Genomic DNA, 13,916 nt, shown 5'->3' with positions numbered 1-13,916 from the left:
GGGACCGACATAGACGCCGCGTCCCTGGCAGCAGACACCGCGGCCAAGGCTGCGCACCTCGTGCAGCACGGCAAGATCGATCAGGTCGACCTGCAGCTGGAAATGCAACGCTCCTACCTCGACTACGCGATGAGCGTCATCGTCGGGCGCGCGCTGCCCGACGTGCGCGACGGCATGAAGCCCGTGCACCGTCGCGTCATCTACGCCATGTTCGACGGCGGCTACCGTCCGGACAAGGCGTTCTCCAAGTGTGCCCGCGTGGTGGGCGACGTGATGGGGCAGTTTCACCCCCACGGTGACTCCTCGATCTACGACGCGCTCGTGCGCCTCGTACAGCCTTGGAGCCTTCGTTATCCGCTGGCCCTCGGGCAAGGCAACTTCGGCTCCCCCGGCAACGACGGCGCCGCAGCCCCACGGTACACCGAGACGAAGATGGCCCCGCTCGCACTCGAGATGGTGCGCGACATCGACGAGGACACCGTCGACTTCCAGGACAACTACGACGGCCGCACACTCGAGCCCACCGTGCTGCCCTCCCGCTTCCCGAACCTGCTGGTCAACGGCTCGGTCGGCATCGCCGTGGGTATGGCCACAAACATCCCGCCGCACAACCTGCGCGAGGTGGCGGCCGGCGCCCTGTGGTACCTGCAGAACCCCGACGCGACCCGCGATGAACTGCTCGAAGCGCTGATCCAGCGCATCAAGGGCCCCGACTTCCCCACCGGCGCTCAGATCCTCGGCATCAAGGGCATCCAGGATGCCTATCGCACCGGCCGTGGTTCCATCACCATGCGTGCCGTGGTGAGCATCGAGGAGCTCCAGGGTCGCACCTGCCTGGTGATCACCGAGCTGCCGTACCAGGTCAACCCGGACAACCTCGCGATCAAGATCGCCGATCTGGTCAAGGACGGCAAGATCGGCGGCATCGCCGACATCCGTGACGAGACCAGTGGCCGCACGGGTCAGCGCCTTGTGATCGTTCTCAAGCGCGACGCGGTGGCGAAGGTCGTGCTGAACAACCTCTACAAGCACACCCAGCTGCAGGAGAACTTCGGCGCGAACATGTTGGCCATCGTCGACGGGGTGCCGCGCACCCTGTCCCTCGACGGCTTCATTTCCGCGTGGGTCGCCCACCAGGTCGAGGTCATCGTGCGGCGCACCCAGTTCCGCCTGAAGAAAGCCGAAGCGGATGCGCACATCCTGCGCGGCTATCTCAAGGCCCTCGACGCCCTCGACGAGGTGATCGCCCTCATCCGTCGCTCCCCCACCGTCGACGACGCTCGTACCGGCCTGATGGAACTGCTGGACGTGGACAAGCTCCAGGCCGATGCGATCCTGACCATGCAGCTGCGACGTCTGGCTGCTCTGGAACGTCAGAAGATCATCGATCAGGCTGCCGAGTTGGAACTGCAGATCGTGGAGTTCCAGTCGATCTTGGCCAGCCCGGAGCGTCAGCGCACCATCATCAGCGATGAGCTCACCGAGATCACCGACAAGTTCGGCGACGACCGGCGCACCGAGATCATGTTCGGCTTCGACGGTGACATGTCGATCGAGGACCTTATCCCCGAAGAGGAGATGGTGGTCACGGTTACCCGCGGCGGCTACATCAAGCGCACGCGCAGTGACAATTACCGCAATCAGCACCGCGGCGGCAAGGGTGTCAAGGGAGCCCAGCTGCGGGCGGACGACGTGGTCGAGCACTTCTTCGTCACGACCACGCACCACTGGCTGCTGTTCTTCACGAACACCGGGCGCGTCTACCGGGCCAAGGCCTACGAAGCGCAGGAATCCGGCCGGGACGCGAAGGGCCAGCACGTCGCCAACCTGCTCGCGCTGCAGCCGGGTGAGGAGATCGCGCAGATCCTGGACATTCGCGACTACGGCGTGGCCCAGTACCTGACGCTTGCGACCCGCGACGGCCTGATTAAGAAGACCGAGCTGCGCGAATACGACACGAACCGCACGGGCGGCATCATCGCGATCAAGCTGCGCGAGGGCGACGAACTTGTCTCGGCCCTGCTGGTCGAAAACGACTCCGACCTGCTGCTCGTCTCCAAAAAAGGAATGTCGATCCGGTTCACGGCATCGGATGAGGCGTTGCGCCCGATGGGACGCAGCACCTCCGGCGTCATCGGAATGCACTTCCGCGGCGAGGACAGCCTGCTGGACGCATCCGTGGTCTCGGGCGACGGCTATGTGTTCGTCGTGACCGAGGGCGGCTACGCCAAGCGCACCGCAGCCGACCAGTACCGCCTCCAGAACCGAGGCGGCCTGGGCATCAAGGTGGCCAAGCTCAACGACGACCGTGGCGACCTGGTGGGTTCGTTGATCGTCGACGAAGAAGACGAGGTGCTCGTGGTACTTGCCAGCGGCAAGGTGGTACGCTCGGACGTCTCCGAGGTCCCGGCCAAGGGACGGGACACGATGGGCGTTGTTTTCGCTAAGTTTGCGGATGAAGACAGAATCATCGCCATTGCGAAAAACACCGAGCGCAATCTGGTGGCCGAGATTCTTGCGGCCGAACCGGAAAACGCCTTGGGAGAGGAAGAACCTGTAAATGAGTAGTGTCGCCGAAAAGCTCGCCAAGAAATCCAGCCGCAAGCCGGCCGCGACCAAGCAGGTGCGGCTCAAGCTCGTCTACGTGGATTTCTGGTCGGCTGTCAAACTGTCTTTCCTGATCGCTCTGTGCCTGGGCATCGTCACGATCGTGGCCACGTTCCTGATCTTCACGATCCTGAACGGAACGGGCATCTTCGGCAAGGTCGATGACCTGTACACCGATATCGCCGGCGCCTCGTCCGATCTGGCCAGCATCCTGTCCATCGGGAACGTGATGGGCTTCGCCTTCGTCGTGGCCATCTTGAACACGGTCGTCATCACAGCGCTGGGAGCCGTATACGCGGTTCTGTACAACCTGAGCGTGAAGATCACCGGCGGCTTGCTCGTCGGATTCACCAACAACTAGTCGTCGGATGTTGCCGGTCGGGTCGCTTTGCGGCTCGATTGGGACAATCCCGTCGAATCGGGTAGTCTCAAACTCGCCCATTAGGGGGATATAGCTCAGTTGGTTAGAGCGCTTCGCTGATAACGAAGAGGTCCCAGGTTCAAATCCCGGTATCCCCACGCAAGAAAAGTTTCGACACCGCGGCATGCAATCCCCGTGATCATGCGGGGCCATAGCTCAATTGGTAGAGCGCCTGCTTTGCAAGCAGGAGGTCCGGGGTTCGATTCCCCGTGGCTCCACAAAATAAGAACGCCCGGCCCCTTTTTTTGGGGCCGGGCGTTCTCCATTTATCGAACCTCAGTCACTTTCGCACAGCTTCACCCTGCGATTTGGTACGGTGAGGCGCATGTCAGCCAGCAACCGCCCAGCACCAGCAGCCGCAATGCCGCCCTCCCGGCCCACGGCCGACAGGCTCGCGATCACGGCCCTCTGGATGGGCATTGTGGCCTTCGCCGGCGGCTGGCTCCCGATTCTCGGCCTGTTGCTCGCGAGCGTAGGGATTGTGCTCGGCATTATCGCGCTGCGGCGCTCGAATCGCCGGGATCTGGCGCAGATCGGGCTGATCCTCTCGATCGTCGCTGCGCTGTTCAATGTGGTCATCGACGTGATTGTCGTCATGTCGCTTCTGACGCAGCTCGAAGAACTCGAGGGTGCCTCGACGATTCTTCTCGGCTGAGCCGGCAACCCGAAAGAAAAGGGGAGGACCCGCATCCCCTGGATGCGGGCCCTCCCCTGGCGTTGCGGTGCTGCGGTCTAGTCTTCGACTGACGTGGCGGCGGCGGGATCATCTTCAGCGACCCACAGCTCGTCGTCGGCGCGGAAGGTCTGCCAGACGGCGTAGGCGACGCCTGCGGCGGCGGCCAGGGCAACACCGAGTGCGATGTAGGTGCCGGCGCCAGGACCCTTGTTCTCTAGCACGACAGGCTTCTGGAACCGCACGCGGTTCAGTGCCGCACGAACGCGGGCGTCGCGGGCGACGTCCCCGACGCTCATCACCGAGCCGATGGCCGTGCCGATTCCGCTGCCGATTCCGGGCAACACCCGGTCGATGACCTGGTGGCGAACACCTTCGGCGAGATCCTGAGTGGCCTGCACTCCAGGGCGCAAAAGGTGCTCATAGCTTTCACGCACGCGGGGAGCTACTTCTTCACGGGTGAGGATGCCGGCCTGGCGGCTGGCCTCCCGTGCAATGGCGTTGGCACGCTCGAGCACTTCCTGCTGGTTGTTCCATAATTCGTCTGCGCTCTTACGCAGCCGAGTAAGTTCCTTGCGGCGCTTGCGTGACAGGCTCATCTGGACCCTCCATCGATGTCATGTGGCGAACACTGTCCATCTTGCCACGCAATCGTCTGGGAGGGCTCTGGGTAGAGCCGGTGTCGATCGGAATCCACCAATCCGGCTGTGCAAGAATTGACTTCATGTCTAAGCACACTGCGGTCGCAACGCTCAATACCACCCTCGGACCGATCAAGGTCAACCTCTTCGGCAATCACGCGCCGAAGACCGTCAAGAACTTCGTCGGTCTCGCAACCGGCGAGATCGAGTGGAAGCACCCCGCCACCGGTCAAACCTCCAACGCACCTCTCTACGACGGTACGGTCTTCCACCGCATCATCAAGGACTTCATGATCCAGGCCGGCGACCCGCTCGGCCAGGGCACCGGCGGACCGGGCTACCAGTTCGACGATGAAATCAACTCAGACCTCGACTTCACACAGCCGTACGTGCTCGCAATGGCGAACGCCGGTATCCAGGGCGGACGCGGAACCAACGGTTCGCAGTTCTTCATCACCGTCGTGCCGACGACCTGGCTGCAGGGCAAGCACACCATCTTCGGTGCCGTCGAAGACAAGGACTCCCGTGCGATCGTCGCCAAGCTCGCGACCGTGCCCACCGACGGCCGCGACCGTCCGCAGACCGAAGTCGTCATCGAGAGCGTCACCGTCGAGCAGGTCTAGGCTCCGCCTACGATGACAGGCCTGCCCGGAACCGCCGCTAACTTCTGCTACCGGCATCCGGGCAGGCAGAGTTACATCCTCTGCCAGCGCTGCGGGCGCACAATCTGCCCTGACTGCCAGACTCAGGGCGCCGTCGGCGTGATCTGCCCCGAGTGCATGAACGAACAGCGCAGGCATGCCCCGCGCACCAAGCCGGCCATCCTGACCCGGCTGAAGAGCACCTCGCACCCGGTGACCACAGTGATCATCGCCGTCACACTGGCGATATACCTGCTGCAGTTCATCCTGGGTGCTGGTTTCACCAGCCTCCTCTGGTACGCGGGCGTTTACTCCTCTCCCGGGAGCTTTGAGCCCTGGCGCATGCTGACGAGCGTGCTGGTGCACGGCTCCATCTTCCACGTACTGCTGAACATGTACACGCTCTGGATCTTCGGTCAGATCCTTGAGGGAATGCTCGGTCGTGGCCGTTTCCTCGCCCTGTACGTGCTGAGCGGCCTCGCCGGATCTCTGGGCGTCCTGTTCCTGTCCGACCCCCGGATTCCCGTTGTCGGCGCCTCCGGCGCCATCTTCGGCCTGATGGGCGCGTTCCTGATCATCCAGCGGCGCCTGGGCGGAAACGCGACCCAGCTTTTGATCCTGGTCGGCATCAACCTGGTGATCGGATTCCTACCGGGGCTGAATGTGGCCTGGCAGGCGCACGTGGGCGGTCTGATCGCTGGTGCGGTGGTCGGGCTGATCTTCGTGCAGACCCGCCGCATCAAGCAGCAGCGGCTGCAGACCGTGCTGATAACGGTTTTCGGGGCGTTTCTGGTGGTCGTCAGCGGTGCGATGTTCCTGACCTAGCTCGCCGCGTGAGCCCCGATTGCCCGGGGCAATGTGGGTTCGCGGAGGGTGGCGGAGAAGGTTGTTCCCGATGCCGACGCAGGCGCGCAGGGGACCGCGGCGCGGGCGGTACGTGCGGCCCGACCGCCGTGTCTGTCGAGCCCGAGGCCTGCAGCTACTCTGCCCGAACGAATTCGACGGAGATTCTTCTCTGAACAGCCCGTTTGGGCTGACGAACAGGTGTTTGACCCAGAATCTCCGTCGAATTGGTTCGACGCCGGGCACGACGCTCCGCCGGGGATGAACGCGTGCCCGCAGTGCGGTCAGTCCGCGACCTTCCGGGAGCGACACAACCAAACGATGAGGACTCACTCCCCTAGGGAGTGGCTTCGGCCGCCTGATCACGCAGATAGCCGGCGAATCCTTCTGGAGTGCGCCCGGCAAGGCGACCGGAGGTAACAACGGGGATCAGTTCGGTGCGAATCTCGCTCACCCTGAGACTGCGCAGGGCGGAGACCAGCCGCACGTCCTCATGCCCGTCGACGCGCGCGAATTCTCCGGCGTGCAAATACCGGTCGGCGCGCACTCCGAGGTTCGCACCGTGCACATAGGTGTGGCCCTCGACCAGGCGGTGCTGGGCGTCCCACCGTTCCCTGCCTCCGTCGGACAACCCGTCGTCGGGAACCACGGTTCCCAGGACGAGATCGATGGAGTTGCGGGCGAATGCGAGCTGAACGGTCAGCCAGTTCGGCGGCACAGCGGAGTCGGCATCCGTCGTCGCGATCCACGTCGCCGAGGTGAACTGGTCAGAGGTCGGCACAAGGTGCCGCACCCCGGCGCGGCGGGCAACGCCGACGGCGCCACCGTTCGTCTGGATGCTCGCGAATATCGGCCACTCCGAGGCGACGTCGGCTGTACCATCGCTGCACCGGTCGAGCACGACCACGACGTCGATGACCGGCGGCGCCTGACCGGCCACCCCGCCGACCTCCCCGACGGCCACGGCCAACGCCGACAGGCATCTCGGCAGGAGCTCCTCCTCATTGCGGGCCGGTACCACGACGATGATTCTGTCGATCGCGCCGCGGCCGCTCACGGAACCAGGCCTTCGCGTTGTGCGACCGAGCGAGCCGGCGCGGCTTCGAACACCTCGAGCAGGAAGTCGCGTTCCCGATGCTCAACCGTGCGCTCGAACCCGGCCAGCCTGCCGAGCTCTGCGTGCACCTGGTCGCCGGTCAGTGGATATTCCGGCACCGGATGCCGCCAGTGGCAGGCCACGAGCACACCACCGGCAGCAAGGCTGTCGCGGCATCGCCCGAGAACCGCTCGCAATTCCTCCGCCGAGAAGTAGTACCCGACCTCGGAGAACACGATGAGATCGAAGGAGCCCTCCGGCCACTCGGTGGGCAGGGTGCGCCGTGCGAAAGTGACGCTGGGGCGTGACACCAGCCGGGCGCGGGCGACCTGGAGCGGCTGCTCGGCGATGTCGACCGCGGCGACAGTGTCGCAATGGTCGGCAAGACCAGCCGTCAGCATGCCGATCGAGCAGCCCAGTTCCAGCGCCGCTCGGAAGCGTTTCCGAGGCAGCGCCGACAGGGTCAGTGACCGCTTGCGCTCCTCGTACCAGCGAGTTTCGAAACTCCACGGGTCACGGTTCCCGGCGTAGAACTCCTCAAAGAAATCCCCGGTCAGACTCGCTCTATTCCCCGACTCTTTCTCAGTTTCGATCTCGATGAAGATCTCATACTCGCGTTCGAAGTGCGCACCGAAGGCCGCCTGGATGATCGCTTCGTCGCCGGGCAGCTCGGACAGCGGCTGCACCTGACTGATGTGCAGGGCCATTGCCCTAGATTTACGCCGACGGTCTTCGGGCGCCAGATCAAGGGTTCGCAGCACGCCGTCCGACCAGATCGGGTCCCCCGGGGAGGACCAGTGCCAGGCCCAAATCGGGTATTCGAAGAGGCTGACACCTCGGCCGCGGGCCGCGTGGCGGGCGGCCTCGGCCGCCGCCGCATGGTCAGGATGGCCGTCCAGGCTCCAGGGGGCGACCAACCAGGTTCCCGGCCCGCCGGCCCCGAGCTCGGCGGAAATCGCCCGGGACGCCTCCTCCGGGCGCTCGGCGAGGGATCCGTCGGGGAGCTCGACCAGGCGCACCAGGGCCGAGGGCGCCAGGGCGGTGACGGCAGCCGTCACCTCAACCCGGCGCAATTCCGCAAGCCGCCCGGGGTCGTGCGTACGGGACAGGGGATGGGAGGCCTCACCATTGGTGAGCACCACAACCGTCACCGGAACTCCGGCCCCCCCGGCCCGGGCGATCAGCCCGCCGGCACCGAGCGTTTCGTCGTCGGGATGCGACGCGACCACGACGAGTCGGCGCAATTCGTCGATGCGCAGTGCCTGCACGCCGGCCGCATCACCATGCACCGCCGTCCACACGGTTTCGGCCGTGCCGGCATCCGTGTGACTGAAGCTCACCACGGGGATACCCCGGCGTCCCGTAGTCGGCGACCGAGCGCCGCGTCGTCCCGTTCGGCGTGGTGCTGGCGAACGTAGAGCTGCAGATCGGCGATGCGCCCAGCGTGCCGAGCGTCGAAGGCGAGCGGCGCGGGGCCGAGCGCGTGGCCCGTGCGGGTGATCACCTCGTCGACCGTGCGCGCGACCTGGCCGCGCACCCGCTCTGCCAGGAGTGCGCCCTGGTCGCCGACGGCGTCCCCGGCGTCGATCGCCGCCGCGGCGGCAGCCAGGGAGGTCCCGGCGGCGGTCAGCGCGAGGTCGAGGGCGCCCAGGTGCGCGAGCGCGATCTGATCGGGCTCTCGCTCGAGTACGGACTCCCAGACCCGCCTGGCCAGACCCACGGCGCCACCCCACCAGCAGGCCGCGACTCCGATCCCACCCCAGGCGAAGCCCGGTCTGCGGAGGTACCAGCCGTCGTCGCCGACCGGCCAGGCCATAGTGCCTCGGAACTCGACCGGTCCGCTCGGCACGGCGGGGAGCCCTCGGCTCACCCAGGCGTCCGTGCGGACGGTGATGCCGGGGTCGGCCAGGTCGACCACGAACAGCCGCCGGGTGGTGGCCGTGGTGTTCGCTGTGACCAGGGCGTGGCTGAGCGAGCCGGCGAGCGAGCACCAGGGTTTCGTGCCGTCGAGACGCCACCGTTCGCCGCCGACCGGTCTCGCCTCGAGACGAGACCCCGCGGCCTCGGCGGCGAAGACGCCCCAGCTCGGTTCCGGGCTGCCCCCCGCGACGAGCCCGGCCGGATCCAGGGCGGCCTGGTCGAGGATGGCGAGGGCGTCCAGGTGCGCCTCGGCTACCCGCGCGGCCGTGAGGTCCGCGGCGGCCAGGGAAGCCAGGGTTTCAAGCAGGCCCAGCGTCCGCCCTGACCCTGGTCGGGGAACGGAGCCGCCGAGCGCGCGGGAGAGCTCCAGGGCCCGCCCCGCGTCTCCGTTCACTGCGAAGGCAGCCGTTGCGGCGTCGCGCAGGCTGGACTCCGCCGTGCGTTTCCCGGGCACGGTCAGCCAGGTCGGTCCCGGACTTTCTATCCTCGTCAAACCGACCTCCTGGTTTGGTACCGACCACACCAGGCTCCGTGTCCAGGTGCGTGAAACAGGAGGCTTAGCTTCCGACTCAGGCCCTGCCGGCTGGCCTGGTCGGGGCCTTGGCCGGCGCCTTGCGCGGGGTGCGGTTCTCGGCGCTGACCATCCAGGCGTACTGTTCCAGCTTCTCGATAAAGCCGTGCAGGATGTCGGCGCTCGTCGGGTCTTCCTCGTCGACCGCGTCGTGAACGGCACGGATGTTGTCGACCGTCGCGTCGAGGCGGTCGGTGACCAGGCCGACGGTCTCCGAGGTGTCCACCTCTCCGGCGGGGAACTTGGGCAGGTGGGTGGTCGCCGTGACCGTCTCGCTTCGGCCGTCCGGCAGGGCGTCGAGCGCGCGCATCCGCTCGGCCAGCTGGTCGGAGAATAGTCGGGCATCGTCGATGATCTCGTCGAGCTGGAGGTGCAGGTCTCGGAAGTTCTTGCCCACGACGCTCCAGTGCGCCTGCTTGCCCTGCACGTGCAGCTCGATCAGGTCGACGAGAACGGACTGCAGGTTGGAGCCGAGTTCTGCTGATGCTTTCATGAGTTACGCCTCTTCTCACACAGCGGAAACACGTCTCGACCGCGTCTCGGCCGGTGCCCCCGCTTGGTTTCACACAGCACCCTAGCAGGTGCACAATGTGAGACACAGCGCCGGGGTTCAGCGAGCTGTTCGGCCGCGGTTGCCTCCCGGAAAAGTTATCCACAGGTTTGTCCACATGGGGATAATTACACCGTTGTCATTATCCCGTCGCGGGGGTGCGGGACGGGGTCTCGACAGGCGTGACCACCGGGCCGGATAAGGGCGGGATCAGCGCCAGCGGGTGGTCATCAGGAAGCCAACAAAGGCGATCCCGAAACCGACCAGAATGTTCCACGACCCGAAACCAGCGACGGGCAGTGTTCCCTGGCTCACGTAGAAGACGATGATCCAGGCCAGCCCGATGAGCATGAAACCGAACATCACCGGCTTGAACCACACGGCGTTCGGACCGGCCTCGCCGGAGCGGGCGACCTCGGTGCGGGCGGGCTTGCTGCGGGGATTCGAGCGTGACATGCCTGCGATTCTAGCGTCTTTGGCTGGATCGACCGGCAGGTGCCCGGCAGAGAGGACCCACCTCCCCGATTAGGATTGAGTCCATGTCCGAGCGAGCAGATCAGCCTCCCGCAGAGGCGACCCGCCACGCCCCCCGCCACAAGAGTCGCCCGCGACTCAGTGCCGTGGGGATCATCGGCGAGGTGCTCATCACGGCCGGCGTTCTCGTGCTCGCATTCCTGGGCTGGCAACTCTGGTGGAATGACATGATTATGGCCGGCCAGCAGTCGAAGGCGGCGGCCGAGATCAGCCAGACCTGGATTGACGACGAGCGGTCCAGTCGCGATCAGGCCGCGGATACCCCGCAGACAACCGACCCGGGGGAGTCGGCCCCGGCCGACTTCGGTGACCCGGTCGTCCGTGAGGCTCCCCCCAGCGCCCAATCCTTCGCCGTGCTCTACGTCCCGCGATTCGGGGCGGACTATCACCGGTCCATCGCCGAGGGGATTGACAACAATGTGCTCAACAGCTCCCGGTCGGGGATCGGCCACTACCCCGACACCCAGATGCCCGGTGAGCTCGGCAACTTCGCCCTGGCGGCGCACCGCAGCGCCAACGGCGGTGGCATGCACCTGATCAACGAACTCCAGCTGGGCGACGCGATCTACGTTCAGACCGCTGACGGCTACTACACCTACCGGTTCCGCGACCTCGAGTACGTCGCCCCGACCGCGGTCGATGTGATCGCGCCGGTGCCGCACAATCCGGATGTGGCGCCCGTCGACCGGTTCATCACGCTCACGAGCTGCAATCCCCTGCTCTCCACGGCCGAGCGCATCATCGCGTACGGTGTTTTCGAGGCGTGGCAACCGACATCGGCCGGCCCGCCGGCCGAAGTCGCGACCGTTATCAATGCCCAGGCCCAGGGCTAGGAGGCTCGGATGTACGCTGCTCTCTGGCGGGTTCTGCCCGGACCGGTCTGGCTCCGGATCGTGCTGGTGTTCGTGCTGCTCACAGCCATGTTGTTCGTGCTTGCCACCTGGGCGTTCCCATGGGTGGATTCCATTGTCAACAATCAGGAAGTCACGGTAGGAAGCCCATGACCCGCATCCTCGTCATCGATAACTACGACAGTTTCGTCTACACGCTCAACGGCTACCTGATGGAGCTCGGAGCCGAAACGGTCGTGCTGCGCAACGATGCCTTCGAGCCGGAGGAGGCCGCGGCCCGCATCGCGGAATTTGACGGCGTGCTCATCTCACCCGGTCCCGGCAAGCCGTCCGACGCCGGCGTCTCCGTGCCGATCGTGCGCGCCGCCCTCGGTTCCGGCCAGCCCCTGTTCGGCGTCTGCCTGGGGCACCAGGCGATTGCCGAGGCCTTCGGGGCCACGGTCACCAACGCCGAAGAACTCATGCACGGCAAGACCAGCCTGATCACGCACGACGGCAGCGACTTCTACGCCGGCGTGCCGCAGCCGTTCACGGCGACGCGGTATCACTCGCTCGCCGTCGTCGACGGCACCGTGCCGAGCGACCTGATCGTCACCTCACGCACGCAGGGCGGCGTGATCATGGGGCTCCGGCACGTGAGCGCCCCTATTCTGGGTGTGCAGTTCCACCCCGAGTCGGTGCTGACCGAGGGCGGCTACCTGATGGTGGCCAACTGGCTAGCTCTGGCCGGACTGCCCGGCGCCCGGAAGACGGCCCAGGGGCTCACTCCCCTGCTGAAGCTCAGCTGAGGCGGTCAGCCGCCGGGCCGGGACTCAGTCGGCAGCCGGGCCGGTGCAGTAGACCAACGTAACCTCGGACTTCTGGGGCACGTCGCCCGGAGCCAGGGACTGCTGGGTCACCGGCGAGCCATCCTGCTGGGGACAGGTCTCATCGGGTGTGGGGATGGGGAACAACTGCACGTCGGCTGCGGCGAGCATATCGATCGCCGCGCTCAGGAGCTGACCCTCGAGGTCGGGGAGGGCTACGAGGCCGCTGGAGACGATGAAATCGACCGTGACACCGGTTTTTTCTGTCGTCGCGGCGACTGGGTCGGTTCGGAGCACCAGACCGGCGGCGATGGTCGGAGAGTTCTCCCGAGTGACCGACCCCGCGGTGAGGCCGAGGTCCGTCACCGCGGTCTGGGCGTCGGCGAGGGGCAGGTTGGTGACATCCGGAACGTCGACCGGCTGGGCGCCGGTGGAGACATAAACCTCGATCAGGTCGGTCGGCTGGGCGATCGTGCCTGCCGGAGGGTCTGTGCGGATCACCTGGTCCTTGGGCACCGTGGCGCTGGCCTCCTCGGCCCGGATCGCGGCCAGGTCCTGGTCCAGAAGTGAATTCTGGGCGTTCTCATAGCTGAATCCGGTGAGCGACGGCACCCGGCGCGAGTTGTCGGGCAGATCAACGCTTGGCGTGAGGCTGAAGGCCCAGATCATGACGGAGAGCACGATGACGACGACGCTGAGGATACCGGCCCAGATCCAGATCACGGGTGGGCGGCGCTGCGTGCGCACCATGGTTTCGTCTTCGGTGAGCTGTTTGAGCGCGAGCTCGGAGCCGGAAGCCGCCAGCGGGGCAGCAGCGAACAGCCCGCCGCTGGAGTCATCGGACGTGTGGTACTCCGGAATCTGCCCTGACCCGGCCAGCTCGACGTCGGTGCGGAACTCCACGGCACTCTGGTAGCGCGCGAAACGGTCCTTCGCCAGGGAATGCAGCACGACGGCGTCGAGTGCGGGGGACACCCGGGAGTTGATCGAGCTCGGTTCGACCGGGGCTTCGCTGACGTGCTGGTAGGCGACGGCCACGGCGGAGTCACCGCGGAATGGTGGGCGACCGGCGAGCATCTCGAACAGGACCACGCCCGTGGAGTAGAGGTCGGTGCGGGCATCCACCGATTCACCCTTGGCCTGCTCGGGGGAGAAATAGGAGGCGGTGCCCAGGATCGCCGTGGTCTGCGCCACGGTCGTCGAGGAGTCGGAGATGGCCCGGGCAATGCCGAAGTCCATCACCTTGACCTGACCGGTCTTGGTGATCATGATGTTGCCGGGCTTGATATCGCGGTGCACGACGCCCGCGCGATGAGAGTATTCGAGGGCTGTCAGAACGCCGACGATGATGCGAACGGCCTCGTCGGGCTGAACCGGGCCCTCGCGGATGATGTCCTTGAGCAGTCGACCGTCGACGTATTCCATCACGATGAACGGGATCTGCGATTCGTGGCCGCCGATCTCGGAGACTGACTCCTCGCCCGCGTCGAAGACGCGCACGATGGTGGGGTGAGCCATACGGGCGGCCGCCTGCGCCTCCTGGCGGAAGCGGGTGCGGAATGCCGGGTCGGCGGCAAGCGATGACTTGAGCAGCTTGATCGCGACCGTGCGGCCGAGCCGGGAATCGGTGCCGATGTGCACATCGGACATTCCACCTCGCCCGAGGAGCGCACCCACCCGGTAACGACCAGCGAGCAGACGGCCTTCATCAGTCAAAGCATTACTCCCAGCTCGCGCACACATTTCACCGTATTTTAGCCGT

Annotated in this window: 15 protein-coding genes and 2 tRNA genes; 10 read left to right on the top strand and 7 right to left on the bottom strand. The window is 65.9% G+C overall.

The features are described from left to right. Nucleotides 1-24: 24 nt before the first annotated feature. From gyrA to E3T40_RS01115, 5 genes are all read left to right on the top strand, one after another. Nucleotides 25-2,568: a DNA gyrase subunit A gene (gene gyrA, locus E3T40_RS01135; protein ID WP_241981629.1), complete on the top strand. Its 2,544-nt coding sequence runs from the start codon at nucleotides 25-27 to the stop codon at nucleotides 2,566-2,568. Further along, a complete protein-coding gene (locus E3T40_RS01130) occupies nucleotides 2,561-2,968 on the top strand; it encodes a DUF3566 domain-containing protein (RefSeq protein ID WP_104100639.1) in 408 nt (135 codons plus the stop codon). Before gyrA ends, E3T40_RS01130 begins: the two co-directional genes overlap by 8 nt. Before the next feature lie 84 nt (nucleotides 2,969-3,052). Then, nucleotides 3,053-3,126 (top strand) — tRNA-Ile (locus E3T40_RS01125). Between the two features lie 47 nt (nucleotides 3,127-3,173). After that, nucleotides 3,174-3,246: transfer RNA gene (locus tag E3T40_RS01120), tRNA-Ala, on the top strand. A 107-nt stretch (nucleotides 3,247-3,353) separates the two neighbouring features. Then, nucleotides 3,354-3,683, top strand: a complete 330-nt coding sequence (locus tag E3T40_RS01115; RefSeq protein ID WP_134542444.1) for a hypothetical protein — start codon at nucleotides 3,354-3,356, stop codon at nucleotides 3,681-3,683. Nucleotides 3,684-3,760: 77 nt separating this feature from the next. Here the strand turns inward: E3T40_RS01115 and E3T40_RS01110 are convergent, their stop codons facing one another. Next, nucleotides 3,761-4,300, bottom strand: coding sequence for a hypothetical protein (locus tag E3T40_RS01110; RefSeq protein WP_104100637.1), 540 nt, complete (start codon nucleotides 4,298-4,300; stop codon nucleotides 3,761-3,763). 125 nt (nucleotides 4,301-4,425) lie between these two features. On the opposite strand from E3T40_RS01110, the gene E3T40_RS01105 reads away from it, so the two are divergent. Continuing rightward, nucleotides 4,426-4,965 carry a peptidylprolyl isomerase gene (locus E3T40_RS01105; protein WP_104194717.1) on the top strand — a complete coding sequence of 180 codons (540 nt, stop codon included), beginning with the start codon at nucleotides 4,426-4,428 and terminating at the stop codon, nucleotides 4,963-4,965. Between the two features lie 12 nt (nucleotides 4,966-4,977). Beyond that, entirely contained in the window at nucleotides 4,978-5,808 is an 831-nt protein-coding gene (locus E3T40_RS01100) for a rhomboid family intramembrane serine protease (protein WP_134542443.1), read from the top strand. Between the two features lie 355 nt (nucleotides 5,809-6,163). On the opposite strand, the gene E3T40_RS01095 is transcribed toward E3T40_RS01100, so the two are convergent. The 5 genes from E3T40_RS01095 to E3T40_RS01075 all read right to left on the bottom strand — a co-directional run bounded on the left by E3T40_RS01095 (nucleotide 6,164) and on the right by E3T40_RS01075 (nucleotide 10,419). Further along, nucleotides 6,164-6,883, bottom strand: coding sequence for a glycosyltransferase family A protein (locus E3T40_RS01095; protein WP_104170925.1), 720 nt, complete (start codon nucleotides 6,881-6,883; stop codon nucleotides 6,164-6,166). After that, the gene (locus E3T40_RS01090; protein WP_241981627.1) at nucleotides 6,880-8,262 is read right to left on the bottom strand and encodes a bifunctional PIG-L family deacetylase/class I SAM-dependent methyltransferase; all 1,383 of its coding nucleotides are present in this window, start codon (nucleotides 8,260-8,262) and stop codon (nucleotides 6,880-6,882) included. Before E3T40_RS01090 ends, E3T40_RS01095 begins: the two co-directional genes overlap by 4 nt. Continuing rightward, nucleotides 8,259-9,335 carry an acyl-CoA dehydrogenase family protein gene (locus E3T40_RS01085; RefSeq protein ID WP_134542441.1) on the bottom strand — a complete coding sequence of 359 codons (1,077 nt, stop codon included), beginning with the start codon at nucleotides 9,333-9,335 and terminating at the stop codon, nucleotides 8,259-8,261. Before E3T40_RS01085 ends, E3T40_RS01090 begins: the two co-directional genes overlap by 4 nt. A gap of 76 nt (nucleotides 9,336-9,411) precedes the next feature. After that, the gene (locus E3T40_RS01080; RefSeq protein ID WP_104170928.1) at nucleotides 9,412-9,906 is read right to left on the bottom strand and encodes a Dps family protein; all 495 of its coding nucleotides are present in this window, start codon (nucleotides 9,904-9,906) and stop codon (nucleotides 9,412-9,414) included. Between the two features lie 267 nt (nucleotides 9,907-10,173). Next, nucleotides 10,174-10,419 (bottom strand): cell division protein CrgA, encoded by a 246-nt coding sequence (locus tag E3T40_RS01075; protein ID WP_104100630.1) that lies wholly within the window; start codon nucleotides 10,417-10,419, stop codon nucleotides 10,174-10,176. Nucleotides 10,420-10,502: 83 nt separating this feature from the next. Here E3T40_RS01075 and E3T40_RS01070 point away from each other — a divergent pair, with 83 nt between their 5' ends. From E3T40_RS01070 to E3T40_RS01065, 3 genes are read left to right on the top strand one after another with little or no spacing between them, the layout of a single operon-like run. Then, a complete protein-coding gene (locus E3T40_RS01070; RefSeq protein ID WP_104170929.1) occupies nucleotides 10,503-11,330 on the top strand; it encodes a class E sortase in 828 nt (275 codons plus the stop codon). Between the two features lie 9 nt (nucleotides 11,331-11,339). Further along, entirely contained in the window at nucleotides 11,340-11,501 is a 162-nt protein-coding gene (locus E3T40_RS16155; RefSeq protein WP_146067669.1) for a DUF4175 domain-containing protein, read from the top strand. Continuing rightward, nucleotides 11,498-12,136 carry an aminodeoxychorismate/anthranilate synthase component II gene (locus tag E3T40_RS01065; protein WP_104170930.1) on the top strand — a complete coding sequence of 213 codons (639 nt, stop codon included), beginning with the start codon at nucleotides 11,498-11,500 and terminating at the stop codon, nucleotides 12,134-12,136. The genes E3T40_RS16155 and E3T40_RS01065 overlap by 4 nt, the downstream gene beginning before the upstream one ends. A gap of 24 nt (nucleotides 12,137-12,160) precedes the next feature. Here E3T40_RS01065 and pknB read toward each other — a convergent pair whose 3' ends face one another. Further along, nucleotides 12,161-13,870: a Stk1 family PASTA domain-containing Ser/Thr kinase gene (gene pknB / locus E3T40_RS01060; protein ID WP_233194110.1), complete on the bottom strand. Its 1,710-nt coding sequence runs from the start codon at nucleotides 13,868-13,870 to the stop codon at nucleotides 12,161-12,163. Between the last annotated feature and the right edge of the window lie 46 nt (nucleotides 13,871-13,916).

Origin of the sequence: Cryobacterium sp. TMT1-19, assembly GCF_004403055.1 — a bacterium.
GTDB lineage: Bacteria > Actinomycetota > Actinomycetes > Actinomycetales > Microbacteriaceae > Cryobacterium > Cryobacterium sandaracinum.
The sequence above is the reverse complement of the archived record's forward strand: the minus strand, read 5'-3'. Positions and strand labels throughout refer to the sequence as shown.

Bases quoted from the DNA above. Each gene is read 5' to 3' on its own strand.
- E3T40_RS16155 (WP_146067669.1), top strand. From the start codon at position 11,340: ATGTACGCTGCTCTCTGGCGGGTTCTGCCCGGACCGGTCTGGCTCCGG.
- E3T40_RS01130 (WP_104100639.1), top strand. From the start codon at position 2,561: ATGAGTAGTGTCGCCGAAAAGCTCGCCAAGAAATCCAGCCGCAAGCCG.
- E3T40_RS01065 (WP_104170930.1), top strand. From the start codon at position 11,498: ATGACCCGCATCCTCGTCATCGATAACTACGACAGTTTCGTCTACACG.
- E3T40_RS01100 (WP_134542443.1), top strand. From the start codon at position 4,978: ATGACAGGCCTGCCCGGAACCGCCGCTAACTTCTGCTACCGGCATCCG.
- E3T40_RS01105 (WP_104194717.1), top strand. From the start codon at position 4,426: ATGTCTAAGCACACTGCGGTCGCAACGCTCAATACCACCCTCGGACCG.
- E3T40_RS01080 (WP_104170928.1), bottom strand. From the start codon at position 9,906: ATGAAAGCATCAGCAGAACTCGGCTCCAACCTGCAGTCCGTTCTCGTC.
- E3T40_RS01075 (WP_104100630.1), bottom strand. From the start codon at position 10,419: ATGTCACGCTCGAATCCCCGCAGCAAGCCCGCCCGCACCGAGGTCGCC.
- E3T40_RS01110 (WP_104100637.1), bottom strand. From the start codon at position 4,300: ATGAGCCTGTCACGCAAGCGCCGCAAGGAACTTACTCGGCTGCGTAAG.
- E3T40_RS01115 (WP_134542444.1), top strand. From the start codon at position 3,354: ATGTCAGCCAGCAACCGCCCAGCACCAGCAGCCGCAATGCCGCCCTCC.
- E3T40_RS01070 (WP_104170929.1), top strand. From the start codon at position 10,503: ATGTCCGAGCGAGCAGATCAGCCTCCCGCAGAGGCGACCCGCCACGCC.